Raw genomic sequence first — 19,083 nt, 5'->3', positions numbered from 1 at the left:
TTTCTGATACCTGCCGCCTGAATATATGAAACAGCTCGGTCCACGTGCTGGTTACACTCGAGACCGGGTAGCTGCCCTGACGTATCGTTATCCTTCGAATTTCAGCGCCAATAATAAAAATGGCTGAAGGTTGAAAAATGAACGCGATCCACTACAGCGAGTACGACTGTGAAGCGTCGGGCAATTTCCTGACTGAAGCTTCATTGGCCAGGCAAGGCTTCGACATCCGGGTTGAACATGCGCAATGGTCCAACACCGGCACAGCCTTGATCGAAACCGGCGACAGTTGCCTGTTACGCCTGATGCTGCCTGCCAGTTCGCAGATCAAGCCTAACTGCGGCGGTTTTTCCAGCCACGGCGTGCCTCAATTCCAACCCCTGGGCAAGCTGTTGTTCATTCCCCATGGCACCGAATTCCACCTGCGCCACGATGCCGGAGAGCAAAAGGCCCTGGTGTGTCTGTTCGACCCCTGCTCACTAGGCGTCCTGGGCAGCTATCGCTGGAACTGGCAGGACAACGTCAGCGCAGCCATGCTCAACCTGCAAAGCGGTTACCTGCACGCCTCGTTGCAACGGCTGGCCGAAGAAGTCGCCAACCCCGGCTTTGCCAGCGAACTGCACACCGAGTGCCTGCTCACCAGCATTGCCCTGGACCTGCGCCGCGAATTTATCGATACGCCCGACGAGGCAATCAGTGCCTCACTCAACGCTGAAAAACTCAGCCCTCGTCAACTCAACATCCTGCGTGAACTGCTCGACAGCGTCAGTGACGAAGGCCGCTCTCTGGGCCACTTGGCGCGGGCCTGCGAGCTGCCATTGCGGACCCTGTCCAGTCGCTGCAAAAACACCACCGGCATGACCTTGCGCCAGTACGCCGCGCATACCCGACTGCAAAAAGCCGTGGCGCTGTTGGCTGACCCACGGTTGCTGATCAAACAGGTGGCCTACCAGGCCGGCTTCAACAACGCCGCCGCTTTCAGTGCGGCCTTCCGTAAAGAACTCGGCGTTACACCCGAGGAATTTCGCCATCAGCGCCAGCGTTAGAAGGCACCCTGACAGGGGCGCCTTCTAACGCTCGCGGCTTCAACGACGAATCGTGGCGGTGATTTTGGCGTGTGGCCCATTGACCTGCGCGGCCCAGGCTTCAGCCGCCTGATCAAGGGTAAAATCCAGGTAATCCACCTGAATCTGCTGCTCTTTGGCGATTTTCAGCAGACGCAGCCAGATCTGTTCACGGTCTGCGGGCGGGCGCTGGCCAGTGCCGATGCACGACAGATTGCGAAACAACAGATCGGCAATATCCAGATTGAGCTGACGCCCAGCCCCCGTGCCAATAGTCATGATCCGCGCTCCCCAATTGGTGGCTTTCAGGGACGTCAACATCGGTTGACCGCACACGAGGTCGAGCACCACATCAAATCCGCCATCGGCCGCATCCTTGAGCGCACCGACATCATCGCTGCCACCCAAAGTCACCACTTCATCGGCAAGCCCTCGCGATTTCAACCGGCCCAGTGCTTCAGCGGACCGGGCAGCACCGACCACCTTGCCCGCACCGAGACCGCGCGCCAGTTGCAGGGCGATCTGGCCGAGAGTGCCGGTGGCGCCCAGGATCAGCACCTTTTCACCCTTCTGAATCGCGGCTTTTTCCAGGGGCACGATGGCGCCGGTCGCAGCGATGCCCATGCTGATCGCGGTTTTATCGTCCACGTCGTCCGGCACATTCCATACTTCGGCTTGCGGCACCAGGGTGCGCTCTGCCCAGGCACCAAACGGCAACACCGAGCGCTCGCCGAAATACACCCGACGGCCATCCGGCGCACGGCCGACGCCTTCGCCGCGAATGACACAGGGATATTCAACACCCAGACGGTAGGCGCCGAGTACATCCCAGCCCCCAAGGCCAGCGGTATCGACATCGATCAGCACCGAGCCGTCTTGCGGCTGCGGATCACGAAACTCGCCCACTACCGGCGGCGCATTGCGCTCGGAAATGATTGCTGCACGCATGGCATTCTCCTTGTCTGTTTTATTGTCAGGCTGCACTTTAGGCAATAATTGAACATTATTCTGTTATTTGTCTATATTTACTTCGGTAGCTTCTCTAACTGGCCACTGATGGCTCGGACTGATATCGCGGGTACCCACCCAACGTCAGGAGTAGCAAGGGGCCGACGACAAAGCAGATAAAACTGAACAGCAGCATGGCCGAGTAGCCACCGGTGAGCTTGAACAACCCGGCGAACAGTAACGGAGAAATCGCCGCACCTGCGGTAATCAAGCCCAGGTGAGCGCCAAACAAGCGGCCGTAGTCGCGCATGCCGAAGTAACGGGCAATCAGGAAGGCCGCGATATCGAACTCGGCACCGGCACCCACGCCGACCAGCAACGTGGCGAGGGTGTACATCGCAATACTGGAATCCCCATAGGCAAAAATGCCGCAGGCAAATGCCGGCATCAGCAGCGCCACAGAGGCAACACCGGGCGCCCACAACCGGTCAATCAGGTAGCCCACCAATAGTCGGCCAAGGATCAGCGACACGCCGAAGCTGGCGAAAATCTGACTGGCCTGCAGGGCGCTGAGGCCACGGTCCTGCAGCAACGGCACAATGTTGGTGACCATGCCCACCACGCACGACACCACCAACGTCATCGACAGGTTGCACACCCAGAACCGCCATGAGCGCAGCGCCTCGCGCAGCAGTAGCCCGCCGGTTTGTTCACTAGTGGCGTGGAGTTGCGTCGAGTTTTGGCTGACATCGGTGGTAGGCAACAACCAGCGTAAAGCCAAGGGCAACGCCAGCAGTACCGGCAATACGCCCAGCGCGAGGAAACCCGCCTGCCAATTCCAGCGGCTGATCGCCCAGGCGGTGATCAACGGCAGCATGATGGCAGCCAGTCCGGAGCCACTGAGAATGATCGCCAAGGCCAGGCCACGGTTTTCCTCGAACCACAAGTTCACCAGGTGCGACCAGGTCACCTGCAACGTCCCCAACCCGGCCAACGGCACCAGGAAAAATCCGAGGTAAAGCGTCCATATCGAGCCATTGATACAGGTCAGGGTGAAAACGCTCAGGGACAACGCCAGCAGTGACAGCAATGTGACCCGGCGTAAGCCGTAGCGCGAGTTGAGCCAGCCGGCCAATTGCGACGCGACGATGGTGCCCAGCGACAATGCGGTGATCGCCGCCTGCAACTCCGCCCTGCCCCAGCCCATGGCCTGCTCCAGCGGAATCACCATAGAACTGAAGCTGTACAGCAGCAACGAACTGGAACTGGTGGCAACGCCGACCAACGCCAGAATCAGCACTCGCCAGCCGCGTTTGAATTCCGCGTTATCAAAGCCTTTCATGGTGGGTGACCTCAGTCATTGCCGATAAACAAAGCCGCTTCCGCGCTCTTGCTCAGCACCTGGGCACGGCGTACCGGGCCAGGTGCGTTCACGACCTCGACAAGGGTGTCTTCGGGGTGAATCAGCGTCGGACCATTACCCAGTTGTTCAAGCGCCAGAAGCGCCAAGTCCTCTGCTTTGGGCAAGGTCATGGTCAGGGCGTCGGCAATGTTCATTTTGACCATGGCAGCGCGCATGGTGGGTGTATCGACAGTGCCGATGAGCAGGTTGAGCACATCGACGCCACGGTCTTTCCACTCGGCCCATAGCGATTCACCGAGGTTCAGGGCAAAGCCCTTGGTCGCGGTGTACATCGCCAGTTTGCGTATGCCCCCCAACGCTGCCTGTGAACCCACCAACAGCAAGCCGCCCTGCCCGCGCTCCAGCATCGCGGCACCAAAGGCATGGCTGCATTGCATCACGGTCAAGCAATTGAGGCGCAGCAAGGCGCCCCAGTCCTCGGTCGAGGTATCGAGAAAGCGCGTGATGTAAGGGTCGCCGCCCGCGTTGTAGATAAACAGACCGATTTGGCGTTCACCGACAGATGCGAGCAAGCGCTCACAGGCATCGGGCTGAGAAAGATCCTGGATCACCACCAGCACCTCGATGGCGTAACGTTGCTCCAATTCGCTTTTCAGTTGCGCCAGGGCGTCCTCACGGCGCGCCACCAGCACGCAGTTGAGGCCACGCTCGGCGAGGGCGTGGGCAAACGCCGCGCCCACGCCATGGGAGGCTCCGGCAATCACCGACCACGGGCCATACCGATGCTGGAACGCATTATCAGGAACAAACATAAACACTCCGAAAACGAAGGCCCGGTGACCAGCCACCGGGCGAGAAAGGTTTCACCCTGTCAGGCGACGGGTGGCAGGTCGATGTGGCTGGCGGAGGCGCCAATGGCGGTGCTGCCGTAAACCAGGACGCGCCGCTCGATGTGCGCCATGAACAGGCGCAGCAAGGGTTCGTCGTATTCGGGCCCGGCGCTTTTTACGAAGGCTTCCAGCGCTGCGTCAATCTCGCTGTAGTCACTGAAGGTGCGGTCCAGCAGGACTTGCGCCTCCTGCTGCTCCAACTCACGCAAGTGCAATTCCATGGCATCGCCACGGCCCAGGTACTCCACCAGTTTGCTCACGGCGCGCAGCTTGGTTTTCTGGAAGTCACTGCCGACCTCCACCTGCGCCAAGGCATCGGCGAGCATGGTCAGCAACTGTGCATTCGGGCCGCCGCTGACTATCTCCAGTGTTGGCGTTTGCAGCGGCACCCCCATGGCTTCGGCCAGCGCGTGCACCACCACCCGGCGCAGGGCGATGTCGAACTCGGTGTAGGTGTCGTGGGGGTCGCCCGGTTGTGGCGTGGCCACCGATGCCGAGAACTGCATGGTGCTGACGGTGGCAAACAGCGCGGTGTGGTAACGCACGACATCGGGGTCCGCCGGCTCGCCGGTCACTTGCTGATAGTAGCGATACAGGTCCGCGAAACTGTCTCCGAGCGGCTCGTAATTGTCGCGCATCCGCGCCGACGCCAGGTCAGCCAACGGATCACCAATCATGGCGAATTCAAAATCGTAGAGGCCCTTCACCTGTCCGTTCTCGAACAGGTATTGCCCAGAATCGTACTGCACGAAAGCAGGCCGGGTACGGTGCTGCGGCACATTGCGGCGCAACCAGCCGAGGGCGAATTCGGCCAGCGGCTGAGGCCTGGTTTTATTGCGCGCATACAGCGGGTAATAAGCTTCCAGACCTGCAAGGGTAATGCCCTCGGCACTGGTCGGCAGATGAATGCCCTGTTCAATGAAGGGTTGCAACGGCAGTTGGTGCATGCGCGCCATGGCGTCGACCCACTGACGTGCGACGGCATGGCGCTCGGTATCAGTGTTCGCCGTGCTGACATCACGACTCCCCGGCACCAACTCCATCAAGATGGCTTGCGGGTCTTCGCAGAAGCCGTAGATACGCGGCACCGGTACGCCCTGCTGACCAAGCAAGGTGAGAATATCCGCCTCCCGACGCAGCTCCGGGAATGGGCTGACATCACCACCTCGCTCGCCACGAATATGCAATTGGAGGGTTTCGCCATCGCGTTGCAGTTCAAGGTTCCACGCCGGACGCCAGCGCAGCAGACGTTGCATCGCCGTGATGTTCCCACCCAGCAGCCCCTCGACAAAGTTGCGCAGCTTTTCTTCGACCGGATCAACAGTCGCATTTATTGTTGTTGGCATACGGGGTCTTCCTGAGGCGCTGATGTCCAGCGCCGCTCTCAATGGGTGCTGGTGCTACCAGCGTTCGGCCCGCCTACCTGCTCCAGCGGCACGCCCTTTTTCTTCGCCAGATCGGCAGTGTCCAGGTACTCGCGCCACGCACAGATCAGGCCGTGTTCGTCCAGCTCATACACCGCCACCATTGAGTGCGGCATGGGTACGCCATTGCTGACGCAGTAATCGTCGCGTTCGGTCATCACCACGCGCTCCGAAGAGACGATGTGACGCGTGGTACAGCGGTTGTGCGTGACATAACTCATCTGCCGCTCGATTTCGCGGCGTAACGCATCTCGCCCACGGATCACCGGGCCACCGGGCACCCACAGTTGCCAGACGGCGTCGTCTGCGAAGGTGGCCATGATGCGTTCGAGGTCCGGCCGGCTGCCATCGCCGCCGTCGCCCCAGGCGGCGAGCATGTCGAGGATGAAGCGTTCCTGTTCGAGTGCCATAAAACGGGCTCCAGTGCAGTGAATGGATGGGGATCAGATCGAGGCCTGGGGCAACAGGAAATTGCGCACCACCGGCACCATCGGCGTGCCGCAACTCATGCCGCCGTCCACGCGCATCAGCGTGCCGTTGACGTAGGCGGCGTCATCGCTGGCGAGGAAAGCGGCCATGGCCGCGATGTCCTCCGGCTCGCCCAGTTGCGGCACGTTTTGCAGGTCGAGAAAGGCCGCCTTCATCGCTTCGTTGGCCCAGCTTTCCATGGCCGGCGTGCGAATCACCCCCGGCAAAATCCCGTTACAGCGAATGCCGCGTTTACCAAAGGTGGCGGCAATGCTTTGCACGTACCAGTTGAGTGCGGCCTTGGAGGCGCCGTAGCTGAACTGAGAAATTTCGCCGGCAATCGAGCTGGTGGACGAGGTGAACAGAATCGAACCGCTGCCCTGGGCGAGCATGTGCGGCAATGCGTACTTGCACGCCAACACACCGCCCAGCACATTGACCCGCATGCAGTTGTGGAACAGCTCGGTGTTGAAGTTGATGAAGTCGATATCGCGGGTGGTGGCCGGGTTTCTGTACACGGCGTTATTGAACAACACATCGATACGCCCGAAGGTCTCGACGGTCTGCTCAACCATCTGCCGCAGAGCGTTTTCATCGCCGACATCCACTTGCATGGCCAGTGCCCTGGTGCCGATTTCAGTCGCCACGGCCTCCGCCGATTCGGCGAAAAGGTCGGTGACCACCACCGTGGCGCCCTCCCGGGCAAAACGCAGGGCCGAGGCGCGGCCGATGCCACTGCCGGCGCCGGTGATCACGCAGACCTTACCGTCTAAACGTTGCACAATCTCGCTCATAAAAGGGTCTCGGGACGGATAAAAAAATCGGCGCCTGTGACAAGCGCCGAAAAGGAGCATGCGGTCAGCGGGTCTGGCCACCGGCGATGGTCTGCGGATTCGCTTCACGCTCAGCGCCCGGTTCCTGCCGGTAGCGCGTCGGGCCGTTGCCGAACATGCCGTATTGGTCACGGGTGAAGTCGTACAACGAGTAGGAATCCTGTTGCGGATTATTGGGAATGCCGTACGCCTCGATGTTGTATTGCGAGCCGGTACGGAACAGCGCGCCGCTGTCGTCCCAGGCGTCGTAGACCGCAGCGCCGAAGGTGTCTTCGTCGATGTAGTAGCGACGTTTTTTCTGCGCATGGCGTACGCCGTCCTTGCGCGTCGCTTCCACCACCCAGACACGGTGCAGCTCCCAGCGCTCACACGCGGGGTTGATGTGTTTTGGCATGAGTTTCTTGTCCATGTCGCAACCCCATTTCAGCGTGTAGTTGCTGTAGGGGATGAACATTTCCTTCTTGCCCACCAGCTTCCAGTCAAAGCGGTCCATCTTTCCGGAAAACAGGAAGATTTCGTCGTAGAACGCCACCCCGCCGAACGCCGAGTTGGGGGTGTCGTAGTTGAATTCCGGGGCCTTGCGGACGCGGCGCTGGCCGGTGCTGTAGCTCCAGGCGTAGCGGGAGTCGGCGACCGGGTCGAGATAATCCCAATACCCGGATGCCTGCCCGGCCGTACGGGCCGGCGCGACGATGCGCGACCAGATGCGCTGGGCGATTTTTGGATCACGCCCAGGAACATCCATCTGGTAGAAAGGTTTTTCGCCGGTGGACCGGTTGGTGTTGGTCAGCGTCGCGTGGCCCTCGTTGACCACATAGGCACTGTGGTTCCAGTCCCAGCCATTCACGCCCTGATAGTTGAGGATGTAGTTCCACATCAACTCCCGGCCATCTCGCGGCAGCGGGAATGGCAGACCGCCCCGGCAGCCTTCGCTGATCGACAGGCCGTCGTTCTCGGTTTTGCAGTCCTTGCGGTTGGCGTTGCGCTGGGTGGCTGCCAGGAAATTCGCCGGAAAGGTCGCCGTCCTGTGGGTGGGGTACACCTCAAGATAATAAGTGTCGGGGTTCTGCTTGAGCAGTTGCAGCTGCCCGGCTGCCAATTGGTCGGCGTACTGGTCGGCGTTGGCCGCCGTAATGCGAAAGCGGGGTTTTTCATTGGCAAACGGGTTGGGCCAGTTGCCGTCGCCGGGCACCAGCCCTGCGGGCACTTTCAGGCCACCGTCGTAGGCCGGAATAGTACCTGCCGCGTTGCCCGCAACAATCGCACCAAAGGTCGTCAGCTTGCCGCCCAGGTCGGCGGTGGTAGCGCCCTCATCGGCCACGGCCGCCCCCGCCAAAGCAATGGCCACAAGGCCCATCGCGTATGCATTAACCGTCATAACGTTCTCCATTCAGATGGGTGATCGCCGAGTCCGGTGATCACTGCATTGCAGTTCAGGCGCGGTTCAGAACGCTGTGCTGAGGGTGAGCGACACCCAGTTGCGGTCGGTCAGGCCTACGTCGCCGGTGCCCCCGACCACGGTTTTTCCGACGCCGGCGACGTCTGCATATTTACGTTCGCTGCCGTAGCCGATGTACGACAGGGTCACGTCGACGCGCTCGTCGTAGGTGCCTTTGACGCCGGCCTTCCAGGTGTATTTCCCTTCGTTGCCACCGCCCGTGGCGGCATTGCCGTTGACGCCATAATCCACACTCATGGGCGTGGAAATATTCCAGCCGGGAAACACCCCAAGCCATTGCGGCGCAAAGCTAACGGCCAGGCCGACATAGTTCTTGGTGGCGCAGCCGTAATGCTTGTCCTGCCCCGTCGGGCAGCCGCCATAGCCTTCACCTTTGAACAGTTCTTCGTGCTTGGTCACCCGTTGCACATGACTGAACGCCATTTCGGTGATCAGGCTGCCGGTGTCGAAGTAATCGGTGCGCGGCAGCAACCACAGGCCATTGACCACCATGTGCCAGGTGTCACCGCGAGCGCCCTGATTATCGGTGGTGCTGATGTTGCTGGAGACCAGCGAGGTGTTCTGGCGATACGACAGATCGACGCCGAGGGAGCCGCCGCCCAGTACCGGGCCCGCGGAGTAACCCAGGCCATAGAGCTTGACGTTCTCGGCGTACACGTAACGGGCAAAGCTCGGCGCCACTTGCAGGCCCCACGGGTTGTAGTCATCGAACTCGCGATAGAACGCGCTGACCTCCGAATGCAGGAAGTCGAAGCTGTAGGTGCCCATCACGCCCCAGTTGCCCCTGTCCTTGGGTTTGACCGGGTCAATCAAAGGCCGCGAAACACCACTGAACAACGGCAAACGGTCCGGTCCTTCCAGGGCCACGTCGGCGGAGGCCAGATACGTGCCGCCTTCAGGGGCGCGCGTGGTGTCCCATTCGAAGAAATATTGCGCCGCCAGCGATAACTTGTCGGTCACCTGAGCCTGGGTTGAAATCTGCGTCAGCGGCAGGAAGATTTCGCGGGTTTCGGTACCGGGGTTGCTCACCGCCTTGCGCCCATCCAGCGGTGCTTGCGAGTAGGACACCGCATGCCCGGCAATCAGCAGGCCGTTGCCCCAGTACACAGTGTGGCGGCCGGCACGTACGCTGACCGGAATCTCGCCGAGATCGAAACGGGTAAACGCAAAGGCGTCCAGTAACTCGCCGCTAGGGCCACGGTGATAGCGTTTGGTGAAGCTGGAGTATTTACCATTGGTGTAGCTCGGCGTGCTGGTACCGGGAAACGCACCGGGGTAGTAAACATTCCCCGGGCTGGTTTCGACGTCGGTGTTTTCGTAAGCCTGGTCGTACCAGCCCGCGCCGCTGATGCGAAAGCCGTTGTACTGCTTGTACGCGACCTCCATTTCGCTCATCACATCAACCCGATTGGTCACCACATCGCCGCGATCAAACTTGGCATCGGACTCGTCGTAGCTGGCGTTGTTGGCCAATGCGCTGTCGCGCCCTTCGGCCCTGATCCCAAGGTTGTAACGCACGGTGTTGTCCCAGCGCGCGGTCCAGTCCGGATTACCGGTATCAAACTCGGCGGCCTGCACAGCGCCAACGGTCAAGGCACACCCGGTCACGCTGAACCAGACAGCTAGGCTTAACCGCTTTAGCTTTGCGTCGATCATCAACACTCCCTTTACTTTTTTATTGTTGTTGGCAGCCGAAGCGTTGGGCCGTCTGGACCGCGCCTATGAGCGCTGATCCGTGGGCTTTCGGTATGGACTGAAGTAGACGGGACGCGGAGGTATGAGACAACGATTGGGAGTATTGCTGAAATGCATTTCGGTATTGGTCAAATACTCCCGACCTATACTCAAAGGTCCTGAATCGTACTTTTTGAGTACAGGAGGTGACCATGAAATCGGGAACCCAGGCAGCGGCATTCGTAGCCGCTGCGATGATCGTCGGCTGTACGACTTCATCAAGCCAGACAGTGACCGTTCCGTTGAACGCTACACCGCGCAACGGCGGTCAGATCGCCAATACAACGCTGGCCGCTCAGGGCAATGAGACAGCGTTTTCCTTCGTCGTCAGTGGAGTTCCAGGCGGCACCCTTCGGCCCTTGAATCTCTACACGTTTATCAACAAAGGCAGCTGCGAGCGGCCCGGGCCTGTCGCCTATGCAATGAATGACCGGATCAACACCAATCGCATTTCTGCAACGCGCGGCTGGACCTACTCACGAAGTGCGCCAGTGGCGCTATCAGAGCTGCTTTCCGGTGAATACTACTTAGTGCTAAGGACCACACCAGCCGATGGCAACGTGGATATTTTCTGTGGCGATATCAAGCCCGAAACAAGGTGAAAGTGACACCAGACCGCCAACAGGCTTTATCCACAACGGCGTAAAGAACATTGTGCATGCAGGTATTTGAATAACCGATACCTACGCCCTGTTTTTGTGATTTTACGATGGCAAAACCGCTCCCTAGACTCCAGCCAATAACTAGGCAACGCCGCTCTCCTGGCGCCGCCATGACAATAAAGCCTGGAGGATGAACATGTGTGCGCCCCCGTCTCTGGATGACAAATACGTCAAGCACAGCGGCAACGTTTTGCTCACCGGCATTCAGGCGCTGGTGCGTCTGCCGCTGATGCAGCGCCAACGCGATCTGGCCAATGGTCTGAACACCGCCGGGTTTATTTCCGGTTACCGTGGCTCGCCGCTGGGTGGTTTCGACCAGGCATTGTGGAAGGCGCGCGACTATCTCAAGGAGCACCACACGGTGTTCCATCCAGGCATGAACGAAGACCTTGCCGCCACCTCGATCTGGGGCACGCAACAGGTCAATCTCTTCGAAGGTGCCACTTACGACGGCGTGTTCGGCATGTGGTACGGCAAGGGGCCGGGCGTCGATCGCTGCGGCGATGTGTTCCGTCACGCCAATGCCGCCGGCACCTCGAAATTTGGCGGTGTGCTGGCCATTGCCGGCGATGACCATGGCGCGCGCTCCTCTTCGCTGCCACACCAGACCGAGCACATTTTCAAAGCGGTGATGATGCCGGTGCTGGCGCCATCCGGTGTGCAGGAATACCTCGACTACGGCATGCACGGTTGGGCCATGTCGCGCTATTCCGGCTGCTGGGTCGCCCTCAAAGCGGTGGCTGATACGGTCGAGAGCGCGGCCGTCGTCGACATCGACATTCATCGCGTACAGCCGATCATTCCCGATATTGCGCTGCCCGAAGGTGGCTTGAATATTCGCTGGCCAGACCCGCCCCTGGCGCAGGAACAGCGGCTGCTGGAACACAAATTGTATGCCGCCCTCGCCTACGCCCGTGCCAATCGCCTTGACCGCATCGTGATGGATTCGCCGAAAGCGCGCATCGGCATCATCACGTCCGGCAAATCGTACCTCGACGTTTGCCAGGCACTGAAAATCCTCGGCATCGACGAAACACTCGCCCAGCAAATCGGCCTACGCGTGTACAAGGTCGGCATGGTTTGGCCGCTGGAAGCGGAAGGCGTGCGGCAGTTTGCCGAGGGTCTGGAAGAAATCGTGGTGGTGGAGGAAAAACGCCACATGATCGAATACCAGCTCAAGGAAGAACTCTACAACTGGCGCGAGGACGTACGCCCGCGCATCGTCGGCAAGTTTGACGACAAGGGTGAGTGGAGCCTGCCGCACACGGGCTGGTTGCTGCCAGCCATCAACGACCTGACCCCGGCGATGATCGCCCGGGCGCTGGCCAAACGCATTTTGCGCCTGCATCAAAACGGCCCGCTGCAAGTGCGCCTGGCGGTGCTGGATGCGCAGTTGGCCAGTAAAGACCAATTCAGCAACCTGATGGAACGCGTGCCCCACTACTGTTCCGGTTGCCCGCACAACACCTCGACCAAAGTCCCGCAGGGCAGTCGAGCATTGGCCGGCATCGGCTGCCATTACATGGCCGCCTGGATCTACCCGCAGACCCAGACGTTCAGTCAGATGGGCGGCGAAGGCGTGGCGTGGATCGGCCAGGCACCGTTCACCACCACTCAACATGTCTTCGCCAACCTCGGTGACGGTACCTATTTCCACTCCGGCATTCTCGCGATTCGGGCCGCCATCGCGGCCAAGGTGCAGATCACTTACAAGATTCTCTACAACGACGCCGTGGCCATGACTGGCGGACAACCGGTGGACGGGACGCTCAGCGTCTCGCAAATCAGCCGTCAATTGGCTGCCGAAGGCGTGCAACGTGTCGTGGTGGTCAGCGACGATGTCGAGAAATACCAGCACATCCATGACCTGGCCGACGGAGTGCCAGTGCTGCGTCGCGACAAGATGGACGAAGTGCAGGAACAACTGCGCCAGTTCCAGGGTGTCTCCGCAATCATTTACGACCAGACCTGCGCTGCGGAAAAACGTCGGCGCCGTAAACGCGGCAAGTTCCCGGATCCGGCACGCCGGGTCGTGATCAACGAAGCGGTGTGTGAAGGCTGTGGCGATTGCAGCAGCAAATCCAACTGCATGTCGGTGGTGGCGGTGGAAACCGAGTACGGCCGCAAGCGGGAAATCGACCAGTCCTCCTGCAACAAGGACTTCACTTGCCTCAACGGCTTTTGCCCAAGCTTTGTCACGGTCGAAGGCGGTTCCTTGCGCAAACCCAAAGCGCTTGCAGCCAAAGCCGATGAATTGTGGGAACTGCCGACGCCGCCAACCGTTACACTGGATGAGCCTTACAGCATTCTGGTGACCGGTGTGGGTGGCACCGGCGTGGTGACCATCGGCGCTTTGCTGGGAATGGCAGCATTTATCGAAGGAAAAGGCACGCTCAACCTGGACATGGCCGGCATGGCGCAAAAAGGTGGCGCGGTGTGGTCGCACATTCGCATTGCCGCGCGCCAGGATCAGTTGTTCGCACCCCGTATTGCCGAAGGTGAAGCGGCCCTGCTGTTAGGTTGCGACCTGGTGGTCAGTGCCAACACCGAAACCTTGTCCAAGCTGCGCCAAGGCGTTACCCATGCCCTGATCAACAGCGAAGAAACCATCACCAGCGCATTCGTGCGGACCTTCGCCCAACAGGCGGAAAGCGGAGATTTGCTGAAGCACCCGGACCCGAAATTCCATACCCAAACCATGTCGGCACAAATCGCCGATGCGGTTGGCCATGCCCAGGCTGACTTTGTCGACGCGAGCAAAATCGCCACGGCCCTGATGGGCGATTCGATTGCCACCAACACCTTCATGCTCGGTTACGCGTATCAGAAAGGCTGGCTGCCAGTAGGCGAAGCGGCACTGCTGCAAGCCATCGAACTGAATGGCACCGCGGTACCGTTCAACCTTGCCGCGTTTACCTGGGGCCGGCGCAGCGCCGAAGACTTGTCACGGGTCTTGCGCAAACTGGAAGCTGGCAACGTGCAGAACGCAGACCGCCTGTTGTCGCAAAGCCTTGAAGAAACCATGGAACGACGCGTGGAGTTTCTCACGGTGTACCAGAACAAGGCCTATGCCCAACGTTACCGACAACGGGTCGAGCAATTCATGAAGGCGGAAACGGTGCTGCTCGGGCAACCGGGCAAGCTGTCGGCAAGCGTCGCCCGTTATTACTTCAAAGTGCTGGCGATCAAGGATGAGTACGAAGTTGCACGCCTATTTACCGACGGCCAGTTCCTGGAAAAAATCCAGGCGGGCTTCGAGGGCGACTACCGCCTGCGCTTCCACCTGGCGCCACCGTTGCTGAATGACAACGGCAGCGGCCGAGAGCCGAAAAAGCGCAGCTTCGGCCCGTGGATGCTGCAAGGCTTCAAGCTGCTGGCGAGGCTCAAGTTCTTGCGCAACACCTGGCTCGATCCGTTCGGCCGCACCCACGAGCGCAAGGTGGAGCGCAACTGGCTGGCCAGTTACGAAAGCGTCCTCGACGAAGTGCTGGCGGGCTTGACTGCCGCCAAACTGAGCCTGGCTCAGGAGCTGGCGGAGTTGCCAGACAGCGTTCGCGGTTATGGTCCGGTTAAAGAGCGTTTCCTCGGCCACGCCGAACAGCGCCAGGCGCAATTGCTTGGGCAATGGCGGAATGGTCCGAGTGCCTCGTTTCATGATGCCAGCCAGGTCACCGGCAAAATCGCCGTGACTCAACTGTAAGCAGCAACCCGGGCGGCATACAGTGAGCCCGGAAAGTTGGCTAAACAATAAGGTCGACCAATGAACGAAGAACTGGCGAAAAACTACCGGGAAATTCTCCAGGGCGTGGGCGAAGATCCGCAGCGAGAGGGCTTGCTGGATACGCCAGAACGCGCGGCCAAGGCCATGCATTACCTCTGCCATGGCTATCGGCAAACGCTGGAAGAAATCGTCAACGGTGCACTGTTTGAATCGGACAACGATGAGATGGTCATCGTCCGTGACATCGAACTGTACTCACTCTGCGAACACCACCTGTTGCCGTTTATCGGCAAAGCCCACGTTGCTTACATGCCCACCGGAAAAGTGCTTGGCCTGTCGAAGGTGGCGCGGATTGTCGACATGTTTGCCCGCCGCTTGCAGATTCAGGAAAACCTCACCCGGCAAATTGCCGAAGCCATTGCCCAAGTCACCCGTGCTGCTGGCGTGGCCGTGGTGATCGAGGCGAAACACATGTGCATGATGATGCGCGGCGTGGAGAAGCAGAACTCGACCATGACCACCTCGGTAATGCTCGGCACCTTCCGCGAGTCGTACAACACCCGTCAGGAATTTTTGCAGTTGATCCGTAGCCGCTAAGCGCTGTGCCTGATTCATCCCAGGCACGCGGCCAGCCACTCAACTGAGCATCAACATACCGCCGTCAATCATCAGCGTCTGCCCGGTGACAAACCGCGAACCGTCTCCGGCAAGAAATACCAGCACAGGCGCCAGATCCCGTGCCGGTTCGCCCAGTTGTCCGCCGATGGGCACTTGCCCGGCCATGTACGCATCGTGCTGCTGCAACTGTTCGGCGCTCATGCTCGCGCGAGTCGCCTCGTACATCGGCGTCCACATAGCCGGGGCGATGGCGTTGACGGTAATGCCCAATGGGCCCCACTCACGCGCCACCGTGCGCGTCCACGCCAGCACGGCCCCCTTGCTTGCGGCGTAATGGGCTTTGCCGGGCTGTCCGATGACGCCTGCAGCAGAGGCGAAGTTGATGATCCGCCCACCGCTGCTTTTAAGCAGTTCATAGGCTGCGCGATTGGTCAGGAATGTGCCCCGGGTATTCACCGCAAACACTTTTTCCCACTCGTCCAGCGTGATGCTATCGGCACTGGCATTCGGTGCGATGCCTGCGGCATGTACCAGCACATCCAGCCCGTTGAGCTGTTCGTTGGCCAAGGCGAAAGCGGCATCCACGGATTGGCTGTCAACAATATCGCAGACTCGTGTATGCGCCCACCCGCCACCGTCACCCATCATCGACGCACCTTCGCTCAGGTCCAGGCTGATGACATGGGCCCCCTCCTCCACAAACGCCTTGACCACTGCCGCGCCGATCCCCCTGGCGCCTCCCGTGACGATGATGCGTTTACCGGCCAGTTGCATGACTTGTTCCTCTGATTATCAGGCGGTTTGATCGATGCGCTGCAACGCCGTAGCGAACAGCCGCAGAGCCGAGGCATGGTGTTTTTTACCCGTGATCATGGAAGACTTGCCGGCACACGCACGGGCGTAACTGACTTCGAGAAAGATGCCGAGCTTGAAGCCGGCCAATACCAGGTACCAGTTAAAGTCCGCCAACGAGCGCGAGCTGCCGGCGCGGTAATGGGCGACCAGTTCGTCGCTGCTGCAAAAGCCTTCCCAGGGGTGAACTTCGATGGTGCCGGCACCATGACCCTCGGCACCGGGCCAGGTGACCACCAACCAGGCGAGGTCGAGCAGCGGATCGCCGATGGTCGCCAGTTCCCAATCGACAACGGCGGCCAGTTCCGCGCTGTTGTGGCGAAACATGACGTTGGACAGGTGAAAGTCGCCATGCTGGATGCCGGCCTGGAACTGCGTCGGGTGATGCTCGCTCAACCAAGTGGCCAACTGGGCAAGTCCCGGCAGACCGCTCGCGCCCGGCCAACCGGGGTAGTCTTTGACGCTGTCCAGTTGCGCCAGCCATCGTGAGACCTGGCGTTGATGAAAACCTTCGGGCCGCCCAAAATCCCCCAGGCCCACCGCCTGATAGTCGATTTCTCCCAGACGCAATAACGCGTCCACCATGGCCAGCCCCATACGTCGGCGCATTGCTGGCTGCTGCGCGTGCGGCGTCGGCAAACCTGCCGCGCAGTTGGGATTGAAGCCCTGTACTGGCTCCATCAAATAAAAACTGGCGCCCAGAACGTCTTGGTCGGCGCAGTCGGCTATCAGGCCGGCATGGGGCACCGGCGATCCGGCCAACGCTTTGAGCAACCGTGCTTCACGGGCAATGGTTTTACTGCCGACTTCGCGCAACTCCCTGGAAGGCCGACGCAATACGAATTCGCGCGTGCCACGCCGAAAGCGCAGCAACAGATTCTGAGTGCCTCCGGTTAATCGCAGTGGGGCCTGGATGGAGCCACTTTCCAGACCCTTTGAATCCATCCATAGAGCCAGGCGCTCGAGTTCGACAAGATCCTGCCAGTCGTTCATGCGTCACGCTCGCCAAGGCTGGCCAGGGCGTCGGCGTATTTTTCCCGGGCTCGGGCCGCCGCGGTGGGCCGGTGGTAATCGGGGAACAGTTCGTCGCAGGGTTGGTAGTCACGCAGCAGCTGTTTGGCCACCGTAATTTTGTGCACTTCGGTGGGCCCGTCGGCCAGTCCCATCTGGAAGGAGCGGACGATGTAGCCGGTAAACGGCATTTCTTCGCTGACCCCCAGCGAGCCATGCACATGCAGGGCGCGCGCGGCGATGTCATGTAGCACCTTGGGCATGATGGCTTTCACTGCGGCGATGTCTTTGCGCACCCGTTTGTAGTCCTGATAATGGTCGATGCGCCACGCCGTGCGCATCACCAGCAAACGAAATTGCTCCAGCTCGATCCACGAATCGGCAATTTTCTCCTGGACCATCTGCTTGTCCGCCAGACGACTGCCTTGGGTACTGCGCGACAACGACCGTTCACACAGCGCATCAAGGGCTTTTTGCGCCTGACCGATGACGCGCATGGCGTGGTGCACACGGCCCCCACCCAAACGTACCTGGGCGACGACAAATGCCTGGCCGGGCGCGCCTAGCATATCGGCCGCGGGCACTCGCACTTTGTCGAATGACAGGTAAGCATGGGTCGCAGCCGGGTCATCGGCGATACCGACGTTGCGGATAATGCTTACCCCCGGAGCATCGGCGGCAACAATAAACATCGACATGCCTTCATACACCGACACGCTTTTGTCGGTCACCGCCATCACGATATAGAACGCGGCGTAGCGCGCATTGGAGGCGAACCATTTTTCGCCGCTCAACAGCCAGTCATCACCCTCACGCACCGCCTCGGTGGTGAACACCGCAGGATCGGCGCCGCCTTGCGGTTCGGTCATGGCGAAGCAGGAGACGATATCGCCATCGAGCAACGGTTGCAGGTAGCGCTGTTTCTGCGTTGGGGTGCCGTAATGAGCAAGGATTTCACCGTTGCCAGAGTCCGGTGCCTGACAGCCAAACACAATCGGGCCGAACAGCGAACGCCCGAGAATTTCATTGATCAACGCGAGCCGCACCTGGCCATAACCTGCCCCGCCCAGTTCCGGCCCCAAGTGACACGCCCACAACTTGCGCGCCTTCACCCGTGCTTGCAGCGGTTTGACCAATTTTATAAACAACGGGTCATGGATATTCCACGGGCTGCCCAGCACGTTGTCGAGGGGCTCGACTTCCTCACGCACGAACTGATCGATCCAATCCAGTTCCACTTGAATCTCGGGGTCGGTCTGAAAGTCCCAGGCCATGGTGTTTCTCCTAGCAAATAGCAATCAGGCCAGCAGCATGCCGCCGTCGACCAACAGGGTTTGACCGAGCACATAGCTGGCCAGCGGCGAGGCGAGAAACAGGGCCACATTAGCCATGTCCTGAGGCGTGCCGAGGCGCCCTTGAGGAATGGCGCGCAGCGCACCTTCCAGGCGTTTCGGGTTGCTGGTGGTCACCCGTGTCAGCTTGGTTTCCACCAGCCCCGGGGCAATGCCATTCACCCGGATACCATCACGAGCCCAGGCTTCGGCCAAGGTGCGAGTCAGCCCGAAAGCGCCGGTTTTCGAGGCGTTGTAGGCAGGGTTGCCACGGGTAGAATGGAACGCTGCTGCCGAACTGACCGTGATCATCGACCCCTTGGCCTGCATCAGCAGCGGATGAAATTTCTGTGCACAGACCATCAGGCTGGTGAGGTTGACGTCGAGCACGTGCTTGAAGCCTTCAGTGAGGAATTCCTGCCGGTCGTAAAGCACCGTGCCTTGCGCCTGTACCAACACGTCCAGACGGGTGAATGGCACGCTGACGGCCTCGATCAATGACGCATCCGCGACGTCAACCTGGGTGTAGTGCAAACCTTCAAGATTAGAATCCGCCGAATTTTGATAGGCCGCCGCCGAGGCTCGCGTGCCCCAGACATGCACCTCGGCGCCCCGCTGGCGAAAGTTCTGCGCAATGCCATTGCCGATGCCACTGGAACCGCCGATGACCAGCACGGTTTTACCGCTGAAATCCAACTCGTCCATGGG

The 19,083-nt window shown here is 60.1% G+C and carries 16 protein-coding genes; 4 read left to right on the top strand and 12 right to left on the bottom strand.

Annotation, left to right across the window (positions count from 1 at the left end; all coding sequences use genetic code 11):
- Nucleotides 1-137 precede the first annotated feature (137 nt).
- Nucleotides 138-1,043 carry a helix-turn-helix domain-containing protein gene (locus M5G20_RS26440; RefSeq protein WP_273921606.1) on the top strand — a complete coding sequence of 302 codons (906 nt, stop codon included), beginning with the start codon at nt 138-140 and terminating at the stop codon, nt 1,041-1,043.
- 39 nt (nt 1,044-1,082) lie between these two features.
- On the opposite strand, the gene M5G20_RS26435 is transcribed toward M5G20_RS26440, so the two are convergent.
- The 8 genes from M5G20_RS26435 to M5G20_RS26400 all read right to left on the bottom strand — a co-directional run bounded on the left by M5G20_RS26435 (nt 1,083) and on the right by M5G20_RS26400 (nt 10,102).
- A complete protein-coding gene (locus M5G20_RS26435; RefSeq protein WP_273921605.1) occupies nt 1,083-2,009 on the bottom strand; it encodes a quinone oxidoreductase family protein in 927 nt (308 codons plus the stop codon).
- Nucleotides 2,010-2,103: 94 nt separating this feature from the next.
- Nucleotides 2,104-3,351 carry an MFS transporter gene (locus M5G20_RS26430; protein ID WP_273921604.1) on the bottom strand — a complete coding sequence of 416 codons (1,248 nt, stop codon included), beginning with the start codon at nt 3,349-3,351 and terminating at the stop codon, nt 2,104-2,106.
- 11 nt (nt 3,352-3,362) lie between these two features.
- The gene (locus M5G20_RS26425) at nt 3,363-4,184 is read right to left on the bottom strand and encodes an SDR family NAD(P)-dependent oxidoreductase (RefSeq protein WP_273921603.1); all 822 of its coding nucleotides are present in this window, start codon (nt 4,182-4,184) and stop codon (nt 3,363-3,365) included.
- 59 nt (nt 4,185-4,243) lie between these two features.
- Nucleotides 4,244-5,608, bottom strand: a complete 1,365-nt coding sequence (locus M5G20_RS26420) for a phosphotransferase family protein (protein ID WP_273921602.1) — start codon at nt 5,606-5,608, stop codon at nt 4,244-4,246.
- Nucleotides 5,609-5,646: 38 nt separating this feature from the next.
- Nucleotides 5,647-6,096 carry a nuclear transport factor 2 family protein gene (locus tag M5G20_RS26415; protein ID WP_273921601.1) on the bottom strand — a complete coding sequence of 150 codons (450 nt, stop codon included), beginning with the start codon at nt 6,094-6,096 and terminating at the stop codon, nt 5,647-5,649.
- A 33-nt stretch (nt 6,097-6,129) separates the two neighbouring features.
- Entirely contained in the window at nt 6,130-6,948 is an 819-nt protein-coding gene (locus M5G20_RS26410; protein WP_273921600.1) for an SDR family NAD(P)-dependent oxidoreductase, read from the bottom strand.
- Between the two features lie 64 nt (nt 6,949-7,012).
- Nucleotides 7,013-8,365: a DUF1329 domain-containing protein gene (locus M5G20_RS26405; RefSeq protein ID WP_273921599.1), complete on the bottom strand. Its 1,353-nt coding sequence runs from the start codon at nt 8,363-8,365 to the stop codon at nt 7,013-7,015.
- Between the two features lie 66 nt (nt 8,366-8,431).
- Complete coding sequence (locus M5G20_RS26400) at nt 8,432-10,102, bottom strand: DUF1302 domain-containing protein (RefSeq protein WP_273921598.1); 1,671 nt, start codon at nt 10,100-10,102, stop codon at nt 8,432-8,434.
- Nucleotides 10,103-10,332: 230 nt separating this feature from the next.
- Between M5G20_RS26400 and M5G20_RS26395 the strand changes: the two genes are divergently transcribed.
- The 3 genes from M5G20_RS26395 to folE all read left to right on the top strand — a co-directional run bounded on the left by M5G20_RS26395 (nt 10,333) and on the right by folE (nt 15,160).
- Nucleotides 10,333-10,782 carry a hypothetical protein gene (locus tag M5G20_RS26395; RefSeq protein ID WP_273921597.1) on the top strand — a complete coding sequence of 150 codons (450 nt, stop codon included), beginning with the start codon at nt 10,333-10,335 and terminating at the stop codon, nt 10,780-10,782.
- Between the two features lie 196 nt (nt 10,783-10,978).
- Entirely contained in the window at nt 10,979-14,542 is a 3,564-nt protein-coding gene (locus tag M5G20_RS26390; RefSeq protein ID WP_273921596.1) for an indolepyruvate ferredoxin oxidoreductase family protein, read from the top strand.
- Between the two features lie 60 nt (nt 14,543-14,602).
- On the top strand, nt 14,603-15,160 hold the full coding sequence (folE, locus tag M5G20_RS26385) for a GTP cyclohydrolase I FolE (RefSeq protein ID WP_273921595.1): 558 nt from the start codon (nt 14,603-14,605) through the stop codon (nt 15,158-15,160).
- A gap of 39 nt (nt 15,161-15,199) precedes the next feature.
- Here the strand turns inward: folE and M5G20_RS26380 are convergent, their stop codons facing one another.
- The 4 genes from M5G20_RS26380 to M5G20_RS26365 are packed head-to-tail and all read right to left on the bottom strand — an operon-like array spanning nt 15,200 to nt 19,080.
- Entirely contained in the window at nt 15,200-15,955 is a 756-nt protein-coding gene (locus tag M5G20_RS26380) for an SDR family NAD(P)-dependent oxidoreductase (RefSeq protein ID WP_273921594.1), read from the bottom strand.
- Between the two features lie 18 nt (nt 15,956-15,973).
- Nucleotides 15,974-17,026, bottom strand: a complete 1,053-nt coding sequence (locus tag M5G20_RS26375; protein WP_273921593.1) for a phosphotransferase family protein — start codon at nt 17,024-17,026, stop codon at nt 15,974-15,976.
- Nucleotides 17,023-18,318 (bottom strand): acyl-CoA dehydrogenase family protein, encoded by a 1,296-nt coding sequence (locus tag M5G20_RS26370; protein ID WP_273921592.1) that lies wholly within the window; start codon nt 18,316-18,318, stop codon nt 17,023-17,025. Before M5G20_RS26370 ends, M5G20_RS26375 begins: the two co-directional genes overlap by 4 nt.
- Before the next feature lie 24 nt (nt 18,319-18,342).
- Entirely contained in the window at nt 18,343-19,080 is a 738-nt protein-coding gene (locus tag M5G20_RS26365) for an SDR family NAD(P)-dependent oxidoreductase (RefSeq protein ID WP_083376085.1), read from the bottom strand.
- Nucleotides 19,081-19,083: the final 3 nt, after the last annotated feature.

It is taken from the genome of Pseudomonas sp. TNT2022 ID1044, assembly GCF_028656895.1.
Classification (GTDB): Bacteria; Pseudomonadota; Gammaproteobacteria; order Pseudomonadales; family Pseudomonadaceae; genus Aquipseudomonas; species Aquipseudomonas reinekei.
This window is presented reverse-complemented; position numbering and strand designations above follow the sequence as displayed.

Coding starts and splice junctions, on each gene's coding strand:
- M5G20_RS26415 (WP_273921601.1), bottom strand. CDS start 6,096: ATGGCACTCGAACAGGAACGCTTCATCCTCGACATGCTCGCCGCCTGG.
- folE (WP_273921595.1), top strand. CDS start 14,603: ATGAACGAAGAACTGGCGAAAAACTACCGGGAAATTCTCCAGGGCGTG.
- M5G20_RS26395 (WP_273921597.1), top strand. CDS start 10,333: ATGAAATCGGGAACCCAGGCAGCGGCATTCGTAGCCGCTGCGATGATC.
- M5G20_RS26440 (WP_273921606.1), top strand. CDS start 138: ATGAACGCGATCCACTACAGCGAGTACGACTGTGAAGCGTCGGGCAAT.
- M5G20_RS26380 (WP_273921594.1), bottom strand. CDS start 15,955: ATGCAACTGGCCGGTAAACGCATCATCGTCACGGGAGGCGCCAGGGGG.
- M5G20_RS26390 (WP_273921596.1), top strand. CDS start 10,979: ATGTGTGCGCCCCCGTCTCTGGATGACAAATACGTCAAGCACAGCGGC.
- M5G20_RS26370 (WP_273921592.1), bottom strand. CDS start 18,318: ATGGCCTGGGACTTTCAGACCGACCCCGAGATTCAAGTGGAACTGGAT.
- M5G20_RS26425 (WP_273921603.1), bottom strand. CDS start 4,184: ATGTTTGTTCCTGATAATGCGTTCCAGCATCGGTATGGCCCGTGGTCG.
- M5G20_RS26430 (WP_273921604.1), bottom strand. CDS start 3,351: ATGAAAGGCTTTGATAACGCGGAATTCAAACGCGGCTGGCGAGTGCTG.
- M5G20_RS26375 (WP_273921593.1), bottom strand. CDS start 17,026: ATGAACGACTGGCAGGATCTTGTCGAACTCGAGCGCCTGGCTCTATGG.
- M5G20_RS26365 (WP_083376085.1), bottom strand. CDS start 19,080: ATGGACGAGTTGGATTTCAGCGGTAAAACCGTGCTGGTCATCGGCGGT.
- M5G20_RS26405 (WP_273921599.1), bottom strand. CDS start 8,365: ATGACGGTTAATGCATACGCGATGGGCCTTGTGGCCATTGCTTTGGCG.
- M5G20_RS26410 (WP_273921600.1), bottom strand. CDS start 6,948: ATGAGCGAGATTGTGCAACGTTTAGACGGTAAGGTCTGCGTGATCACC.
- M5G20_RS26420 (WP_273921602.1), bottom strand. CDS start 5,608: ATGCCAACAACAATAAATGCGACTGTTGATCCGGTCGAAGAAAAGCTG.
- M5G20_RS26400 (WP_273921598.1), bottom strand. CDS start 10,102: ATGATCGACGCAAAGCTAAAGCGGTTAAGCCTAGCTGTCTGGTTCAGC.
- M5G20_RS26435 (WP_273921605.1), bottom strand. CDS start 2,009: ATGCGTGCAGCAATCATTTCCGAGCGCAATGCGCCGCCGGTAGTGGGC.